Raw genomic sequence first — 15,176 nt, forward strand, 5'->3', positions numbered from 1 at the left:
GACCGCATGCGGCATTGCAAATTCTCGCCGGGTACGGAATCTTCCTACCGGGTCAATATCAGCAGCACGTCCGAGTACCAGGCCAGGTTGAGCCCCAGGGAGGCGTCGCGCCGCGTGTCGCGCGATGCCATGTCCATGCGGGAGGCGTGCACACCCAGCAGCTGCCAGGGCAGGTCGCACTCGCCGTACGGATCGTGCCGCACCACCGGCGCGCCACTGCTGCCGCTATGCATGGGGGCATCGGTGACAAAGCAACCCTGGCCTTGGAAACGCACGCCAAAGGCCGAAGCCACCACCGCACCGCGCGCCACCGGCAGGTGGTGCAGGGTATCGTGAAAGCCCAGCGGGAATCCCACCACCAGCAATGGCTGGCCCAGACGCACGGCATCCATCTGCACCTGGATGTGGCTGGGGGTGAAAGCAAAGAGCCGCGGATGCCGCGGCATGAGCATCGATGGGACCTCCACTGCGGCCACGTCCACGTCGCCACCGCTGTCGGTGGCCTGGCGCCATAGCGGAATGCCCTTGTCATAGAGCGGCAGCGACACGCCATATTGCCGGGTCAGGTCCGCGCCGGCAGCGTGCAAGGCAAACTCGATGCGCTGAGGCTTGTGCTCTGCGGCCAGGTCCAGCAGCACATGGCGGCTGGTGATCAGGAACAGACGCACGCCGTGCCGGAAGAAGAAGCCGCTGGCCGCCGTCAGGGCCTGGGGGCCGATGAAGGTGTTCACGCGGGTACAGGCAAGCAGCAGGGACTCCACATGGTGGGGCTGAGGCTGAGGCGTATCCATGGGTCGGCGTCCGCATGAACCCCGCTGTTGAAGTTGCCGGCCGTAACCGCCCATGTTCCTGTGCCTCGTCACCCGGGCCTCGATGCCCGAGTCGACGACGCCAAGACAGGCGTGGCCAGCCATCCAGGCCAAGCCAGTGACCGCCCCGGGGGGCAGGGATAGGCCCGGTCATGGCCGGCGGCTCGTTCGCGTCAACGTCTCAGAGCGCGCACCAGCAGCGCCAGCAGCAGGCCGGTGCCCGTCGCGATCAGCACCGAACGCACCGGATGAGTACGGACATGCGCGGACGCACCGTCTCGCCAGGTTTCGGCCAGGTCGCGCATGTGCTCAACGCTGCGTTGCGCCGCATCCCCGGCCTTGGTCATGAGCTTACGAACCGCTTCGCTGCCATGCGCGGCAGCCGGATTCAGTTCGCCATCGACGATCTGCGTCACTGGCGTCGGAGTGTCTTGCAGGTCTGAACGGTTCATAGTGGTTTCCCATTGAAAACGAATTGGCGCCGCCGGCCGCAAATACAGACTGCGGGACGAACGCGGCTCGATCACTTGAGCCGGGCTCGTGGAACCAGCGGCAGCACCATCCTGCATCGAGCGGAAGGCGTAGTCGGTGCGCTACCCAACATTGCGGGCGAACCGGCTGGCAGAACGGCCCGAGGCGCATCAGACCGACCTGCCGGAGCATGGCTGCCTCAGTCGGATTGCCTCGGTGCGGTATCGCACCGACAACGGCCGACGATCAGAAGGACTCTGTCCTCGGACTGACGCGCGGGACGGTTTCTTGATGCCCGTGACAGCGGTCGCAGCGCGCATGCAGGATGAGCGAAATCGGTGCCTGCGCACACACGCAAGGAATGCCATGAACATCCCGATCGAAACCAAGCCCGCACTATGGGGTGCGGCCGCTGGCGCTGTGGCGCTGGCCGTCATCGGCTTCACTTGGGGAGGCTGGACGACCGGCAGCCGCTCCGAAGCCCTTGCTCAAGCGCGCGCCAACGATGCGGTCGTGACCGCACTCGCGCCGGTTTGCACGGAGAGATTCGAGCGCGCCAGCGACGTCGAGGTCCAGCGCGTAGCGCTGCTGAAGACCGAGGTCTGGTCGCAGGGCGATTTCGTTGAAAAGGGCGGCTGGGCCGCCGGCTCGACCGCCGGCAATCCGCCCTACCTCACCGCCGTGGCCAACGCCTGCGCAGCCCTGCTGGTCAAGGCGGCTCAACCCCTCACCAGGAGCCCATGATGTCCAAAGGCCAACGGGGCAACAAGGAAGCCAAGAAGCCCAAGCAACCCAAGCAGCTCGAGAAGAAGGCTGCACCCAGGCCCTATGTTCCGATCGTCGGCAAACGCCCGCCCGGCGCTGGCTGATGACCGGCCGGCTCAGCGGGGCATGGAGGTCGCAACGGTGATCACCAAGGCCTGCACGCCGGCGCTGCTGGTCGGCCTCTCCTGCAGGTAACGCTGCAGGCAGGTTTCGCGCAGCGGGTGATTCGCCAAGGTCCGACAGCGCCAGGTGGCCTCGGCAAGCAGGCTGCTGGCGCGGCGTTCCGCATCACCCTGGCGTACGCCCTCCCGCACGACCGCCCCGAAGGCGGTCAACAGGCCGAGCGCGCCGATTGCACCAAGCACACCGGTCAGAAGCGCCGTGGCCATGGACCACTTCCTCGGTTCAATCGGGCAGTGAAGATGTTGATGGCCCGCCCGGCCCGCTGGGCGCGGGCCGGCGGTCTCGCATCACGGCCGCACGATGATCTGGTTCTTCACCTGCTTCACGCCGGCCACCTTCCAGGTCAGGCCTTCGGCCATGGTTCTTTCATTCTGGCTCTTGGCGAAGCCCGACAGCATCACGGTGCCATTGAGCGTTTCGACGCTGATGGCCGAGGCGTCAACGCCGCGGTCATCGACAAAGCGGCTCTTCACCGCGGTGGTGATGGCGCTGTCGTCGAGATAGGACCCCACGCTTTCCTGGCCGCGCGTGACGGCGCAACCGACCGTACTCAAGAGGGCGGCGGCGCTCAGCGCTGCGATGACGATCTGACGGGTGACGTTCATGGCAATACTCCTAGGGATGAATGATGTGCTGTTCCGGCGGCCTCAATCGGCCAGCCAGCCCTTCAACTCGTCGGCATGCTGCTGCTCCTCAGCCAGGATGTCTTCGAGCAGGCGCCGGGTGCTGGCGTCCTTGCCGCCGATCAGGGTGATCAGCTGGCTATAGATTTCGATGGCCACGCGTTCGGCCACCAGGTTCGCGCCCAGCATCGCGCGCAGATCCAGCGAGGCGTCGTACAGGGCATGGCTGCGCCGGCTCAATGTGTCCGGCGAGAAGTCCGGTACGCCGCCGAGCTGCACGATGCGTCGCGCCAGGCGGTCGGCGTGCACGATCTCGACCTGCGCATGGGCCAGGAACTCCTCGGCAATCTTGGGCGAGGCCAGCCCATGGGCAGTGAAATGGTGGCGCTTGTAGCGCAATGCGCAGACCAGCTCGGTGGCCAGCGCATCATTGAGCAAGCGGATCAGATCCTCGCGCCAAGCTCCGGCTTGCAATGGCATGCCGCGCGGCGGATCCGGGCAAAGGCGGGCCTCTTCGATGGCATGGCTATCCAGGCGCAGGTGCGAAGGATCGTCCTGCAGGTCCTGCTGTCGAGGGGGGGCGTTCATTAGCTGGTCGTTCATTGCATGTCCTTGCGGGGCGTGGTTGGAATCTTGAGCCCGCTGACGAGGACAGTCGGTGCGTCAACGCACCGACCGCAATGCGTCCTGCGCCCAGGCTGCTCGGGCAACTCCCCAGGAGACCCCTGATGAAATCATCCCATCGCCTCTTCACCCCGAGCCCGCTCGCCGCAGCCCTGCTGTCCGTTTGCGCGGCCCTCGGCGCCTGCAGCTCCATGCCTGCCGACAATGCCCTGCTGGTCGAAGCCCGCGGCAACTACCGGCAGACCATGAACGATCCGCAGACCCGCGAACTCGCCGCGCCCGAGCTGCGTCAGGCCGGCACCGCGCTGGCATTGGCCGACGCCGCCTGGCAGCGCGACGATCCGCCCGCCACCGTGACCCAGCTGGCCCACCTGGCCAAGCAGCAGACCGCGCTGGCGCAGGAGACCGCCCGCCGCCGGGCCGCCGAGCTGTCCAGCCTGCGCGCCCAAGCCGAGAGCGACCGGCTGCGCCTGGCCGCCCGGACCAGCGAAGTCGATGCCGCCCGCGTGACGGCCGGCCTGGCCCAGAACCAGGCCCAGGCGGCCCTGCAGCAGAACGATGCCGCCCAGGCGCGCAACCGGCTGCTGGAAAGCTGGTTGCGTGACATGAACGCCAAACAGACCGAGCGCGGTCCGGTGATCACGATCGGCGACCTGCTGTTCGACAGCAACCGTTCGGAGCTCCGCCCCGAGGGCCTGCGCAGCATTGACAAGCTGGTCGACTTCATGACCCAGTACCCGCAACGTCGCGCCCTGATCGAGGGCTTCACCGACGACCAGGGCGGCAGTGGCGCCAACCATGCCCTGTCGGACCGGCGCGCCGACGCGGTGCGCATGGCCCTGGTGGGCCGCGGCATCGGTCGCGACCGGCTGGACACCCGGGGCTATGGCGAGGACCATCCCGTGGCCGGCAACGACAGCCAGGACGGCCGCCGACAGAACCGCCGCGTCGAGATCCTGCTGTCCGATGACAGGGGGCAACTCCTCCCCCGCTAGCGCGGTAGTATCGGCATCAGTCACCCAGCGGCATCACGAAGCAGCTCAGCGGTGCCCGCAAGGCCGGCCAGGCCAGCACCTGGCCGGGGCGCAGCAGCTGCGCGTTCTCGCTCTCCATCAGCGCCAGCGTCTCGCCGGGCGTGCCTCGCAGCAGGACGAAACGCAGTTCCCGCCCCGCCCTGCGCAGGCTCAGCTCGGCGCGCGGCCATTGCGTCGGCAGGCAGGGCGCGAAGCTCAACGATTCGGCTTCCAGGCGCAGGCCAAAAATCGACTCCAAGGCGGCTCGGTGCAGCCATGCCGCCGCGCCCGTGTACCAGCTCCACCCGCCTCTGCCCACATAGGGCTGGGCGCTGCAGATGTCACCCGCCATGACATAGGGCTCCAGCCCGTAGACCGCGCCCTGGGTCGGATCGGCGCTGCGATGCGCCGGGCTCAGCAGGCAGAAATAGCGATAGGCCAGATCGCAATCGCCGCTGCCGATCAGGCTGTGCCGAGCCAGCCGTGCCTGGGCCATCAGGGCCCAGACCCCGGCGTGGCTGTACTGCCCGCCGTTCTCGCGCACGCCGGCGGGATAGGCCTGGATGTAGCCGGCTTCGGGTCGCGCCGAGACCAGGGGCGGATGCAGCAGCCGTATCAAGCCGGCCGCGGGGTCGACCAGTTCGGCCTCCACCGCGGCCATGGCCTGCTGCTGGCGCTCCGGCGGCGCCAAGCCCGACAGCGCGGACCAGGCCTGGGCAATCAGATCGATGCGCGCCTCGGTGTTGGCGCCAGCGCCCAGCGGGCTGCCATCGTCGAAGAAGGCACGCCGGTACCAGCGACCATCCCAGGCCGGTCCCTCAAGCGCCGCCTGCCAGCCCGCGGCCGCCCTCGCCCAGCGCTGGGCCCGCGCCGCCTCGCCGCGCGCCACCGCCAGCGGCGTGAAGTCGGCCACCAAGCGCCCCAGCAGCCAGGCAAGCCAGACCGATTCGCCCCGCCCCTCATGGCCGACCCGGTTCATGCCATCGTTCCAGTCGCCGCCGCCGATCAGCGGCAGGCCATGCACCCCCACGCCCAGGCTGCAATCGACCGCGCGCGCTGCATGCTCGTAGACGCTGGCGCGCCCCTCGCTGGCCCGGGGGGTCTCGTACAGATCCTCCGCCCCTTCGGGCACCGGCGCGCCCTCGACAAAGGGGCACAGCTCACCCAGCAGCCCGGCGTCACCCGTGGCGCGCAAGTAGTGGATGCAGGCCCAGGGCAACCACAGCCGGTCGTCGGAGCAATGGCTGCGCACGCCGGCCCCGCCGGGGGCATGCCACCAATGCTGAACATCGCCTTCGGGATACTGGCGCGAGGCGCACAGCAGGATCTGCTCGCGCAGCAGACGCGGCGCGGCCCAGCTCAGGGCCAGGCAATCCTGCAGCTGATCGCGGAACCCGGTGGCACCGCCGGCCTGGTAGAAGCCTGCCCGGGCCCAGAGCCGGCAGGCCACGGTCTGGTAGAGCAGCCAGCGGTTGACCAGCGCATCGAACAGCGGATCGGGCGTCGATACCGTCGTCGCATTCAGCAGCTCATCCCATTGCGCCCGCGCCAGAACCAGTCGCTCGCCCGGCGGCCGCAGTGCCGATTCGGCCGCCAGCTGTCGTGCCGCGGCCGGACTGTCCGCATGGCCCAGCAAGAACACACGCTCGGCGGAGTCGCCCGGCGCCAGGTTCAGGCGGGTCGCCAGCGCAGCGCAGGGGTCCAGGCCTGCCGCCCGCTGCTGCCCGAAATGATCCGGCAGTTGCAATCGGCCACGCGCATCAAAACACTCGCGCCGGTCGCAGCTCCAGTCGGCGTCCTCATCCGCCTCGCCGGGCGCCAGCGCGAGAAAGGCGGTGGCGCCGCCGAAACCGCCCGCCTGCTCGCAGCGCGTTGCCAGCAGCGCCTGCAATCGGCCGACAGGCAGGCGCTGACAGTACAGGGCCGTTGCCAGGTCGGCACGCTCGCCACGCCCGGCACCCAGCTGCCATTCGACCAGCCCTATCAGGCGCAGCCGTCGCCTGCGCTTGCCATGGTTTCTCAGCAGCAGCTGCACCTGCTTGAGCGCCGTCACCGGATCGACGCACCAGGTGGCGCTCAACACCAGCCCCCCGCTGTCATGGGTGATCCGGCTGTAGCCCTGGCCATGGGCAACGCGATAACGCAAGGCACCATCGCCCCAGGCCGAAGGGGCGACGCTCCAGCATTCGCGCGTCTCCAGGTCCTGCACCAGAAAATGCTCGGAAGGCGGGTCGGCGACCGGGTCGTTGGACCAGGCGGTCAGCGCATGCAGCCGGCTGTTCTGCGCCCAACTGCCGCCCCCGCCGCTTTCGGACAGATGGGCGCCGAAACCGGGGTTCGCCAGCACATTGATCCAGGGCCGTGGCGGCCGCATGCCGGGACCGACGTTGAAGCGGAACTCGCCGCTGTCCCGCTCGAAGCGCCCCACCGGCGCCAGAGTGGCTTGCCGCGCCGACACGGCCCGCCCGACCAGCGTGGTCGCGCCCTCCTCGCGCCGCTCCAGCGCCTGTTCGTGCCAATCGGTCCAGGCCTGGACCTGTCGCAGGAACGGGCGGCCATCGGCATGGAAGTGCAGGCGCGCCAGCCGGTGCAAGGTTTCCAGCTCGCTCGCATCGAGGCTGCTGGCATCGAGCACGACAAAGGCGGTGGCCTCGGGGGCATCGGCCTGATGCCGCTCCCGCAGCGCGGCCAGCTCGCGCTGCAGACTCATCTGGTAGGAGGCCGGCTCGGCATTCAGCACCACCAGATCGCAGGCCACCCCACCCCAGGCCCACAAACGCAAGGCCTGGGCCAGGCTTCGCAGCAAGCTCAAGCCCTGCATCGCGCCGGCACTGACCAGCACGATGGGCCGCTCGCCCGAAAGCCCGAACCGCCACAGCAGGCGCCGGTCGCTGCGCATCTCGGGCGCCTCGCGCTGCGGGCGCGCCAGGGTCAGCAGCAGCGCCGTGCTGAGGCTCTGCACCGCGGCGAAATGCTCGGCCCCGATCTTCAGCCCGCGCAACTGGATGCCGGCCAGCGTGGCCGACATCAACGAGGCGCGTTCGATATGGCTGGGCTGGCGGTACTTGTCGATCACCGCCTGCAGCAGCTCAGCCGATCCGGCCGCCGCGGTGGCAAAGGTGAGCAAGGCCTTGGCCTGCGGCGCAATGCGCAGCGTCAGCGCCAATGCGCAGATCGGATCCAGCCCGGTGATCAGCTCACCGGCCACCGGTGGCATCAAATCACCGACCGGCTCGTGCGGCGCGCGGTTGCGGCCCAACCAATGCTCGCGCTGGGTCTGCAGGCGGACCGCCAGCGGTGCCGGTTCGGCGGCGGCGACGAAATGCGCGGCCAGCAAGCCGGCCTCGGCGGCGCGGCGCGGCCGGCGCTCGAACAGCAAAGCCTGCTGGGTGGCCAGCCATTCGGCTCGCATGAATAGGTTGCTGAAGGCCGGATGCGCCTCGTCCGCACCCGCCATCGCCAGGGTGGGTTCCAGCACCGAGATCAGTTCCAGTTCCAGCACCTCGTCGCCCAGGTTGCGCAGCTCCACCTGGCGGAACTCCAGATCGTCCTCGGGGCTGACCCAGACCGTCAGCTGGGTTTGCAATCCAGACCAGCCGGCAGTCAGGCAGACCCGGTCGGCATGGAAGACGCAGCGGTAGTCCGCCGCGTTGTCCGGCGCCGGATGCTGGCTCAAGGAAACCAGGGCCGCGCCGGGTCGCGGGCGCAGGAAGAAGAAATGCCCCCAGGCGTCCCGCAATGCATCGTCGCGCCAGCGGGTCAGGTCCTGCATGCCCCAGCGACTCCAGCCGGCACCGTTGGGGCGTAGCGCGACACGGTATCGACCATTGGAGAGCAGATGGCTGGGTTCGACCGCGCTCATGCCCGGCCGCAGCTCGCGCCGCTGGCCCGGCCCGGGGCGCTGCTTCGCCAGCGGCGTCCCCGCAAGCACCGGCAGGCGCAGATGAGCAATCTCGCGCGGCACGCGCTCATGCAGCAGCGATAGCACCGCTTGGAGATGCGGATTCGCCATGGCCCAGCGCTGGGCGACCCCGTCCAGCAGCACATTGGCCAGGGCCACCAGGCTCATGCCTTGGTGATGCGCCATGAAGGTGGCCACCGGGGTGCAGGGTTCGCCGGTCTGCTGGCGTTCGGGCGTGAAATCCAGCGCCTCGATGAAGCCGAAGCGGCCGCGCGCGCCCAGCGCCTGCAGCGTCGAGAAATTGCGGCACGCGAGATCCGGCGCAATCTGCGCCGCCAAGGCGGTCGCATAGGGTGCGATCACCAGCTCTTCCGGTGGACTGCGCCGCAACGCCAGGCGCGGCACGCCTTGCGGCGCGTACTGGTAGGCCAGGCTCTGATCGCGTCCGGCGTAGGCGGACTCGGAGATGCCCCAGGGCAGCCCATGCGCCCGGGCAAAGTCGATCTGTTCGCGCAACGCGGCGCGCCCCGACTCTTCCAGCAGGCTGCCCCACGGTTCCGCCAGCACCAGTCCCGGCATCAGGTACTCGAACATCGAGCCCGACCAGGAGCGCAGGCAGGCCCATGTGCCCACCGCATGCAAGGGCCGGCCCAACGCGGTCCAATGGCTCACCGGCAACTGGCCATGCGCGATCGCCAGCAGGCTGGCCAGGCGCGACTCCGACGCCAGCAGGTCGTAGCAGGCCGCATCGAGTTGCTGCTCCATGACCCGATAGCCAATGTGCAGCAGATGGCGCCTGGGGTGATAGAGGAATGCGAAATCGGCCTCGCGCGCCAAGGCCTCGGCGCGCGCCGCGATGGCCAGCAGGCGGGTCCCCAGGTCGGCATGTTCCGGCGCCAGGGCACGGCAGGCCTGGGCCACGGCGAGCAGATGACCGCAAAGATTGCCGCTGTCCACGCTGGAGACATACAGCGGCAGCAGGGCCGCGCCCGTCTGGGTGTCGTACCAGTTGAGGAAATGCCCGCGATGACGCTGCAGCCCGGCCATGCTGGCCAAAGTGGCCTCCAGCCGCTCCACCAGTTCGGCGGCGGCGATCCAGCCGAAGGCCTGTGCACAGGCTGCGCTGAGCAGGTACAGGCCGATGTTGGTGGGCGAGGTGCGATGCGCCAGCACCTCGACCGGCAACAGCTGCAGGTTGTCCGGTGGCAAATGGCGGTCCGCAGGGCCGATGCAATGCTCGAAGAAGCCCCAGGTGTCGAGTGCGATGCCTTGCAACTGCTCGCGATCCGCGGCCCGCAGCGGCCTGGGCGGGCGCCGCCCCCGGCCGGCCCAGGCCACCCACAGCGGCGCACCCGCCCACAGCAGCCCGAGCGCTGCCGCCGGCAGCAGGTAGGCCGCTGCGCTGGTCGCCAGCAGCAGAAGCACGGCCAGCAGCGGCACACGTCCATGGCGGCGCAGCAAGGCGAGCGGATGCGTGGACAAGGAGGACTGCACCGCGGCGGCCGTGGTCCATTGCAGCAGATGGCGGCGGCTGAAGAGCAGCCGGTAGAGCGTGCGAGCCACCGCATCCAAGGCCAAGCCCGCGAGGCCCGGCAGCATGGCCAGTTGCCACAGCCCTCCGGCCAGGGCGCGCGCCAGCTCCGCCAACGCCAGCTTGTAGAAATGGCGTCGAGCCAGGTCGACCCGCGCCGAGGTCAATCCCGCCAGCGCGCCCAGCGTCGGGCCCGCGCAGAAGGCCGCCATCACCAGGATCAGCGCCACCCAGGGCGCCATCAGCTGGCCGGCCAAGCTGAGCAGCAGCAGGCCCAGGCCGGCGGGCGCTACCAGCGAGCGGCGCAGATTGTCGAACAGCTTCCAGCGGTTGAGCGCCCCCAGCGGATAGCGGGCCGCTTGCAGCAGCAGGGGCAGCAGCTGCCAGTCGCCGCGCATCCAGCGGTGCAGGCGGGCGGCAGCCACATCGGGATGGGCCGGCGGCGCCTCGATCAGCGCCACGTCGCCAAGCCTCGCGCAACGCGCCAGTGCGCCCTCCAGCAGGTCGTGGCTCAGCACCTGATCGGCGGGCAACCGGTCTCCCAGCAACTGGTGCATGGCCTGCACCTGCAGCAAGCCCTTGCCGCTGTAGCTGCCTTCGCCGAACAGATCCTGGTAGATCTCCGAGCCGGCGGCGCTATAGGGATCGATGCCGGCCTGGCCGGCAAACAGTCGGTGATAGCCGGTGGCCTCGACCGGTGCCGGCAGCGGCATGACCAGGCGAGGCTGCAGGATGGCAAAACCGCCGCAAACGCTTCGCCCGTCGGCCGCGAGACGCGGCCGGTTGGCCGGATGCGCCGCCGCCCCGACCAGATCGCGCAGCGTGCCGGGCGGCAGCCAGGTGTCGCTGTCCAGCGTGACGAGATAGCGGATGTCGGGGGCAAGGGTCGAGGCGGCCCCCAGATCCAGGAAGGCCCCCGTCGGCCCGCCGGCCAGTTGGGCGATCAGCTGCTCCAGCTTGCCGCGCTTGCGCTCCCAGCCGATCCAGCGCTGCTCGGTGATGCAGTAGCGCCGCTCGCGCTGCAGCAAGACGAACCGCGATGTGCCTGGCTGTGCCTCAGCACCGGCATTCAGCTCAGCCAGCGCCGCCAGTGCATGTTCGAGCAGCGGCGCATCGGCATCGAGCGCAGCGGCGTCGGCGTCGGTCCAATCGCCCAGCAGGGCGAACTGGGCTTCGTGCTCCGGATTGGCCAGTTGGTGCAGCAACAGGCGCCGACACAGCGCGTCGATCGTGGGTTTGTCGCTGAGCAAGGCCGGGATCACCACCAGGACCCGGTGGTCCGCCGGAATGCCGCCGGCCAGCGCCAGCCGTGGCAAGGGCACGGGACGCAGCGACTCGCTGATCAGTCGGTGCAGCAGGGCCACCACCGCCTCGGAGGCCGGCAGCAGCACCAGCAGCGCGGCGCCAGGCCAGGCCCACGCAGGCAAGACCTGCCCCCGTAGCAGCCATCCCGTGAGCACGAGGCTCAGCAGCGTCAGGGCCCCCAAATACAGAGGCAGCACACAGGGCTGCCAGCGGGACGCCCGGTTAGGCAGGCCAAGAGCACGCAGCAGCTCCGGCCGACCGGCATCCCGCAACCAGTAGCCGGGCGCCGCGGACGGCTCGTCGGCTGACGCGGCAGCACGCCGCATCAGGTCAAGCAACAGCCTGGCCACGGCCATCTCGCCGCGCCCACTGCGTCGCGCCAAATGTTCGATCGCATGCAGGCTCTGATCGCGCGTGTCGGCATGTTCGGCGGCGAACAGCGGCGCGCCCTGCAGAAGCCCGATCAGCGCGCTGCTGCGCGAAATCAACTCGGGCCAGTCCGCACCGGCAATGCGACGCAGCGAACCCACCGCATTGCTGACGCTGAGGTTATCCGCGGTCTGCTCTCGCTCCTGCTGGGCAAGCAGCGGTGCCGGATCGGGGAGCACGCGCCGCGCCCAGGCGCGCAGGCCGGTGCGCTCGGCGCCCTGCCCGTCCTGCAGGCTCAACCAGAGTTGAGCCAGGAAAACCGCATCGGTACCACGCCGCCGCAGCAGCTCCAGCAGCTCGTCCATCGCCGCCATGTCCCAGGCATCGCCGCGCTGGTAGCACAGGCGAGCCGCTTCGCGCGCGGCCTTGTGGGCGGCCAGCCGTTCCGCGAGCCGGCTCAGGCTCTCGACCAGCACCACACGCAGATTGGTGGGCAAGGCCCACATCTCGCCCAGGCTCAGTTCACGGGTTTGCTGATAGGCGCACAGAAACTGCTGCAGCAGGTCCTCGTCAAAGGCCCCGTCGGTATGGGCGACGAAGGCCCAGGCCACGCCGTAGATCCGCGGCAGGCCGGCCAGCGGCTCGTCCTGCAGTACCGGCAATGTGCGGAAATAGGGACGCGGCAGGGCTTCGCGGATGTCCTGGAGCTGGGACTCGATCAGGTGGAAATTGTCCAGCAGCCAATCGGCCGCCGGACTGTCCGTATCGCCGCTGCCGGCGGGTTCGACCATGTAGCGCTGGGCCGCATGCAGCATGCGCACATTGGCGCGCAGGCGTGGAAAGAAGCGGGTGCGATGCCAGCTCGCGGCGCCGGCGCGGTGTGTCTCACCCAGGCTGCGGGCATGCTCGGCAAAGCGCTGCGCACCGAAGATTTCGGCCCGGATTGGCGGTTGCAAAGGGCCGGCCGCTGCATCGAGCATCAGGTAGAGCGTCTGCGGCGCGTCGGGTATCAGGCGCCGCAGCATTGACACGCCACTCGATGCCCCCATGCTTCACAGCGCCGACCAGGCGACACCCAGCAGCACCAGCAGAAGTCCGGTGCTGACCAGGTGCGCGCGCACGAAGCCGTGCAGCAGTTCGGCCGCACAGCAGAGGGTGAACCAGCGTCGGCTGCAGCCGCAGCGCGCCAGCTGCTCACCCAGCTGCGAGAGCTCCTGCGTCAGGCCGCCGGTGTCGCAGGCATGGCAGGCGGTGATCCAGGGATTCAGGTTTGGCATGGCAGTCTCCGCCGCCATCGCACGCGGCGCTGGCGGATAACAGGGGTCGAAGGAACCGGCGGTGCGGCTGGGGGTGGCGTTCGGTCGGCGCGCGCTCAGTCCATCCCCCGCCGCGGCGCACTGCCGAACACATGGTCCCAGAAGCCGCTGCTGACGCCATAGCAGCGCGGCGCGGCGTGGCCGTGGTGTCGGGCATGCCAGCGCTTGCGCCTCAGCAGCCACGCGTTGCTGTCGGCCCGCCAGTGATGAGTGGCATGATGGATCAGGGTATAGACCAGGTAGCCGCTCAGCACACCGAGGGTCAGGGCCTGGGCGTTCCAGGCGCCGAGCAGCAACAGGGCTGGCAGGAACACCAGCAGGCCGATCAAGCCGCCGCTGAGCAGGGTCGGGGCGCAGATCAGCGCCGTCGGGCGCCGGTGATGATCGGCATGCCAGGCAGCAAAGGGTTGCAGCCCATGCAGCACAAAACGGTGCAGCACATATTCCAGCAGGCTCCAGCCGAGCAGGCCCAGCAGCACCAGGGCGAGCAGGATCGGGACGTCGATGCCCGAGCTCTCGAACAGCAAGCGCAGCCCGAGCAGCAGCACCGCGACACCGTAAAGCCCGATGTCGGCACGATAGGCCCAGCGGCTGTGTTCGAGGAAGAAGAAGTTCATGCCCTAAGCTAACGGCCTCGAAGCATGCTCATCTGTTCGCTAGCGAACACAGCAACAGCGCAAGCGTCGCCTATATTCTGATCATCGTCATCTCCGGGGACCTGCCGTGATATCGACAGAGGACCTGCGCAGCAATCAACTGCTCGCCCTGCTATCGCCCGAAGAGCGGGCGCATTGGTCGCCCCAGCTGGAAGTGGTCGACATGCCGCTGGGCCGGGTGCTGTACGAGTCCGGCCGGCCGCAAAGCCATGTGTACTTCCCGACCACCGCCATCGTCTCCCTGCTGTATGTGCTGGAGAACGGTGCCTCGGCCGAGATCGCGGTGGTCGGCAACGAAGGCTTGGTCGGCATCGCGCTGTTCATGGGCGGTGAGACCACACCCAGCCGTGCCGTCGTGCAGAGCGCCGGCCTTGGCTTGCGGCTGCGCGCGCAGGCCATGAAGGACGAGTTCAATCGCGCGGGCCCGGTGATGCATCTGCTGCTGCGCTACACCCAGGCCCTGATCACCCAGATGGCGCAGACCGCGGTGTGCAACCGCCACCATTCGCTGGACCAGCAGCTGTGCCGCTGGCTGCTGCTGAGCCTGGACCGGCTGCAGGGCAGCGAGCTGGTGATGACCCAGGAGCTGATCGCCAATATGCTGGGCGTGCGCCGCGAGGGCGTGACCGAGAGCGCGCTGAAGCTGCAGGCCGCCGGGCTGATCCGCTATGCCCGCGGCCACATCACCGTGCTGGACCGCGCCGGCCTGGAGGCGCGCGCCTGCGAATGCTATGCCGTGGTGCGTCAGGAGTACGCACGGCTGCTGCCCGCAAGCGCCGGCTGATCGGCGTCGCTTGGTGCGCCGGAGCACGGTAGTGCTGCCCCGGCGCGGTGCAGACTGCGGTCAGCCCCCCCCGGAGACCTGCGTGCCTGCTGCCCAGAATCACTTGATCGATCGGCTGCCGCGCCCCGACCGGCTGCGCCTGCTGGCCGCCTGCGAGCGGGTCCCGCTGCGGCCCTCGCAGATCCTGTGCCGCTCGGGCCAGGTGATCCGCCATGCCTACTTTCCCATCGGCGGCCTGATCTCCTTGCTGACCCGCGATGACGAGCAGCCCTCTATCGAAGTCGGCATGGTGGGCCGCGAGGGCATGTTGGGCATGTCCTTGGTGTTGGGCGTGGGCCGTGCGCCGCTTGGCGCCATGGTGCAGGGCGCGGGCGAGGCCTGGCGCCTGGCCGCCCCGGCGCTCAAGCGCGAGCTGCTGCTCAGCGCGGCGCTGCGGCGCTGCCTGAACCGCTATATCGCCATCTCCATGGCCGGCTTCGCGACCTCGGTCGGATGCCAGCATGCCCATCTGCTGGCCCCTCGCCTGGCGCGCTGGCTGCTGATGAGCCTGGACCGGGCCTCGGGGCGCGAGCTGCTGGTGACGCAAAGCTGGATTGCCCGCATGCTGGGCGTGCGCCGCGAGGGCGTCACGGAGATCGCCTTGAAGCTGCAGGCCGCCGGCCTGATCCGCTACGCCCGAGGACATATCACGGTGCTGGATCGCGGCGGTCTGGAGTCGCGGAGCTGCGGATGTTATGCGGCCAGCCGGCTGGAGTATGAGCGGCTGCTGCCCGGCCTGGCGCCAGCCAGCGCGCCGCTGCCGCCTGCGATCCCGGGCTAGGCCCGC

The 15,176-nt window shown here is 69.2% G+C and carries 13 protein-coding genes; 5 read left to right on the forward strand and 8 right to left on the reverse strand.

Annotated features, from left to right (window positions below; translation table 11 throughout):
• Positions 1–44 precede the first annotated feature (44 nt).
• Both G8A07_RS14705 and G8A07_RS14710 read right to left on the reverse strand, forming a co-directional pair.
• Positions 45–791 (reverse strand): serine protease, encoded by a 747-nt coding sequence (locus G8A07_RS14705; RefSeq protein WP_195792791.1) that lies wholly within the window; start codon positions 789–791, stop codon positions 45–47.
• 191 nt (positions 792–982) lie between these two features.
• A complete protein-coding gene (locus G8A07_RS14710; RefSeq protein ID WP_195792792.1) occupies positions 983–1,261 on the reverse strand; it encodes a hypothetical protein in 279 nt (92 codons plus the stop codon).
• 385 nt (positions 1,262–1,646) lie between these two features.
• Between G8A07_RS14710 and G8A07_RS14715 the strand changes: the two genes are divergently transcribed.
• Both G8A07_RS14715 and G8A07_RS28105 read left to right on the forward strand, forming a co-directional pair.
• Positions 1,647–2,024, forward strand: coding sequence for a hypothetical protein (locus G8A07_RS14715; RefSeq protein ID WP_195792793.1), 378 nt, complete (start codon positions 1,647–1,649; stop codon positions 2,022–2,024).
• On the forward strand, positions 2,024–2,149 hold the full coding sequence (locus tag G8A07_RS28105; RefSeq protein ID WP_256441031.1) for a hypothetical protein: 126 nt from the start codon (positions 2,024–2,026) through the stop codon (positions 2,147–2,149). Before G8A07_RS14715 ends, G8A07_RS28105 begins: the two co-directional genes overlap by 1 nt.
• A 12-nt stretch (positions 2,150–2,161) precedes the next feature.
• On the opposite strand, the gene G8A07_RS14720 is transcribed toward G8A07_RS28105, so the two are convergent.
• The 3 genes from G8A07_RS14720 to G8A07_RS14730 all read right to left on the reverse strand — a co-directional run bounded on the left by G8A07_RS14720 (position 2,162) and on the right by G8A07_RS14730 (position 3,439).
• Positions 2,162–2,434: a hypothetical protein gene (locus tag G8A07_RS14720; protein ID WP_195792794.1), complete on the reverse strand. Its 273-nt coding sequence runs from the start codon at positions 2,432–2,434 to the stop codon at positions 2,162–2,164.
• Between the two features lie 81 nt (positions 2,435–2,515).
• Positions 2,516–2,833 carry a BON domain-containing protein gene (locus G8A07_RS14725; protein ID WP_195792795.1) on the reverse strand — a complete coding sequence of 106 codons (318 nt, stop codon included), beginning with the start codon at positions 2,831–2,833 and terminating at the stop codon, positions 2,516–2,518.
• Between the two features lie 42 nt (positions 2,834–2,875).
• Positions 2,876–3,439, reverse strand: coding sequence for a bacterioferritin (locus G8A07_RS14730; RefSeq protein ID WP_195797784.1), 564 nt, complete (start codon positions 3,437–3,439; stop codon positions 2,876–2,878).
• 140 nt (positions 3,440–3,579) lie between these two features.
• On the opposite strand from G8A07_RS14730, the gene G8A07_RS14735 reads away from it, so the two are divergent.
• Positions 3,580–4,470, forward strand: a complete 891-nt coding sequence (locus tag G8A07_RS14735) for an OmpA family protein (RefSeq protein ID WP_195792796.1) — start codon at positions 3,580–3,582, stop codon at positions 4,468–4,470.
• 16 nt (positions 4,471–4,486) lie between these two features.
• On the opposite strand, the gene G8A07_RS28170 is transcribed toward G8A07_RS14735, so the two are convergent.
• The 3 genes from G8A07_RS28170 to G8A07_RS14750 form a co-directional block, all read right to left on the reverse strand.
• The gene (locus tag G8A07_RS28170) at positions 4,487–12,619 is read right to left on the reverse strand and encodes a GH36-type glycosyl hydrolase domain-containing protein (RefSeq protein WP_195792797.1); all 8,133 of its coding nucleotides are present in this window, start codon (positions 12,617–12,619) and stop codon (positions 4,487–4,489) included.
• A 27-nt stretch (positions 12,620–12,646) separates the two neighbouring features.
• Entirely contained in the window at positions 12,647–12,871 is a 225-nt protein-coding gene (locus G8A07_RS14745; protein WP_195792798.1) for a hypothetical protein, read from the reverse strand.
• Positions 12,872–12,966: 95 nt separating this feature from the next.
• Positions 12,967–13,527: a sterol desaturase family protein gene (locus G8A07_RS14750; protein ID WP_195792799.1), complete on the reverse strand. Its 561-nt coding sequence runs from the start codon at positions 13,525–13,527 to the stop codon at positions 12,967–12,969.
• A gap of 106 nt (positions 13,528–13,633) precedes the next feature.
• Between G8A07_RS14750 and G8A07_RS14755 the strand changes: the two genes are divergently transcribed.
• Together G8A07_RS14755 and G8A07_RS14760 are read left to right on the forward strand one after the other, a co-directional pair.
• Complete coding sequence (locus tag G8A07_RS14755; RefSeq protein WP_195792800.1) at positions 13,634–14,350, forward strand: Crp/Fnr family transcriptional regulator; 717 nt, start codon at positions 13,634–13,636, stop codon at positions 14,348–14,350.
• A 103-nt stretch (positions 14,351–14,453) separates the two neighbouring features.
• A complete protein-coding gene (locus G8A07_RS14760) occupies positions 14,454–15,170 on the forward strand; it encodes a Crp/Fnr family transcriptional regulator (protein WP_249937001.1) in 717 nt (238 codons plus the stop codon).
• Positions 15,171–15,176: the final 6 nt, after the last annotated feature.

Origin of the sequence: Roseateles sp. DAIF2, assembly GCF_015624425.1 — a bacterium.
In the GTDB taxonomy this organism is placed as follows: Bacteria; Pseudomonadota; Gammaproteobacteria; order Burkholderiales; family Burkholderiaceae_C; genus Kinneretia.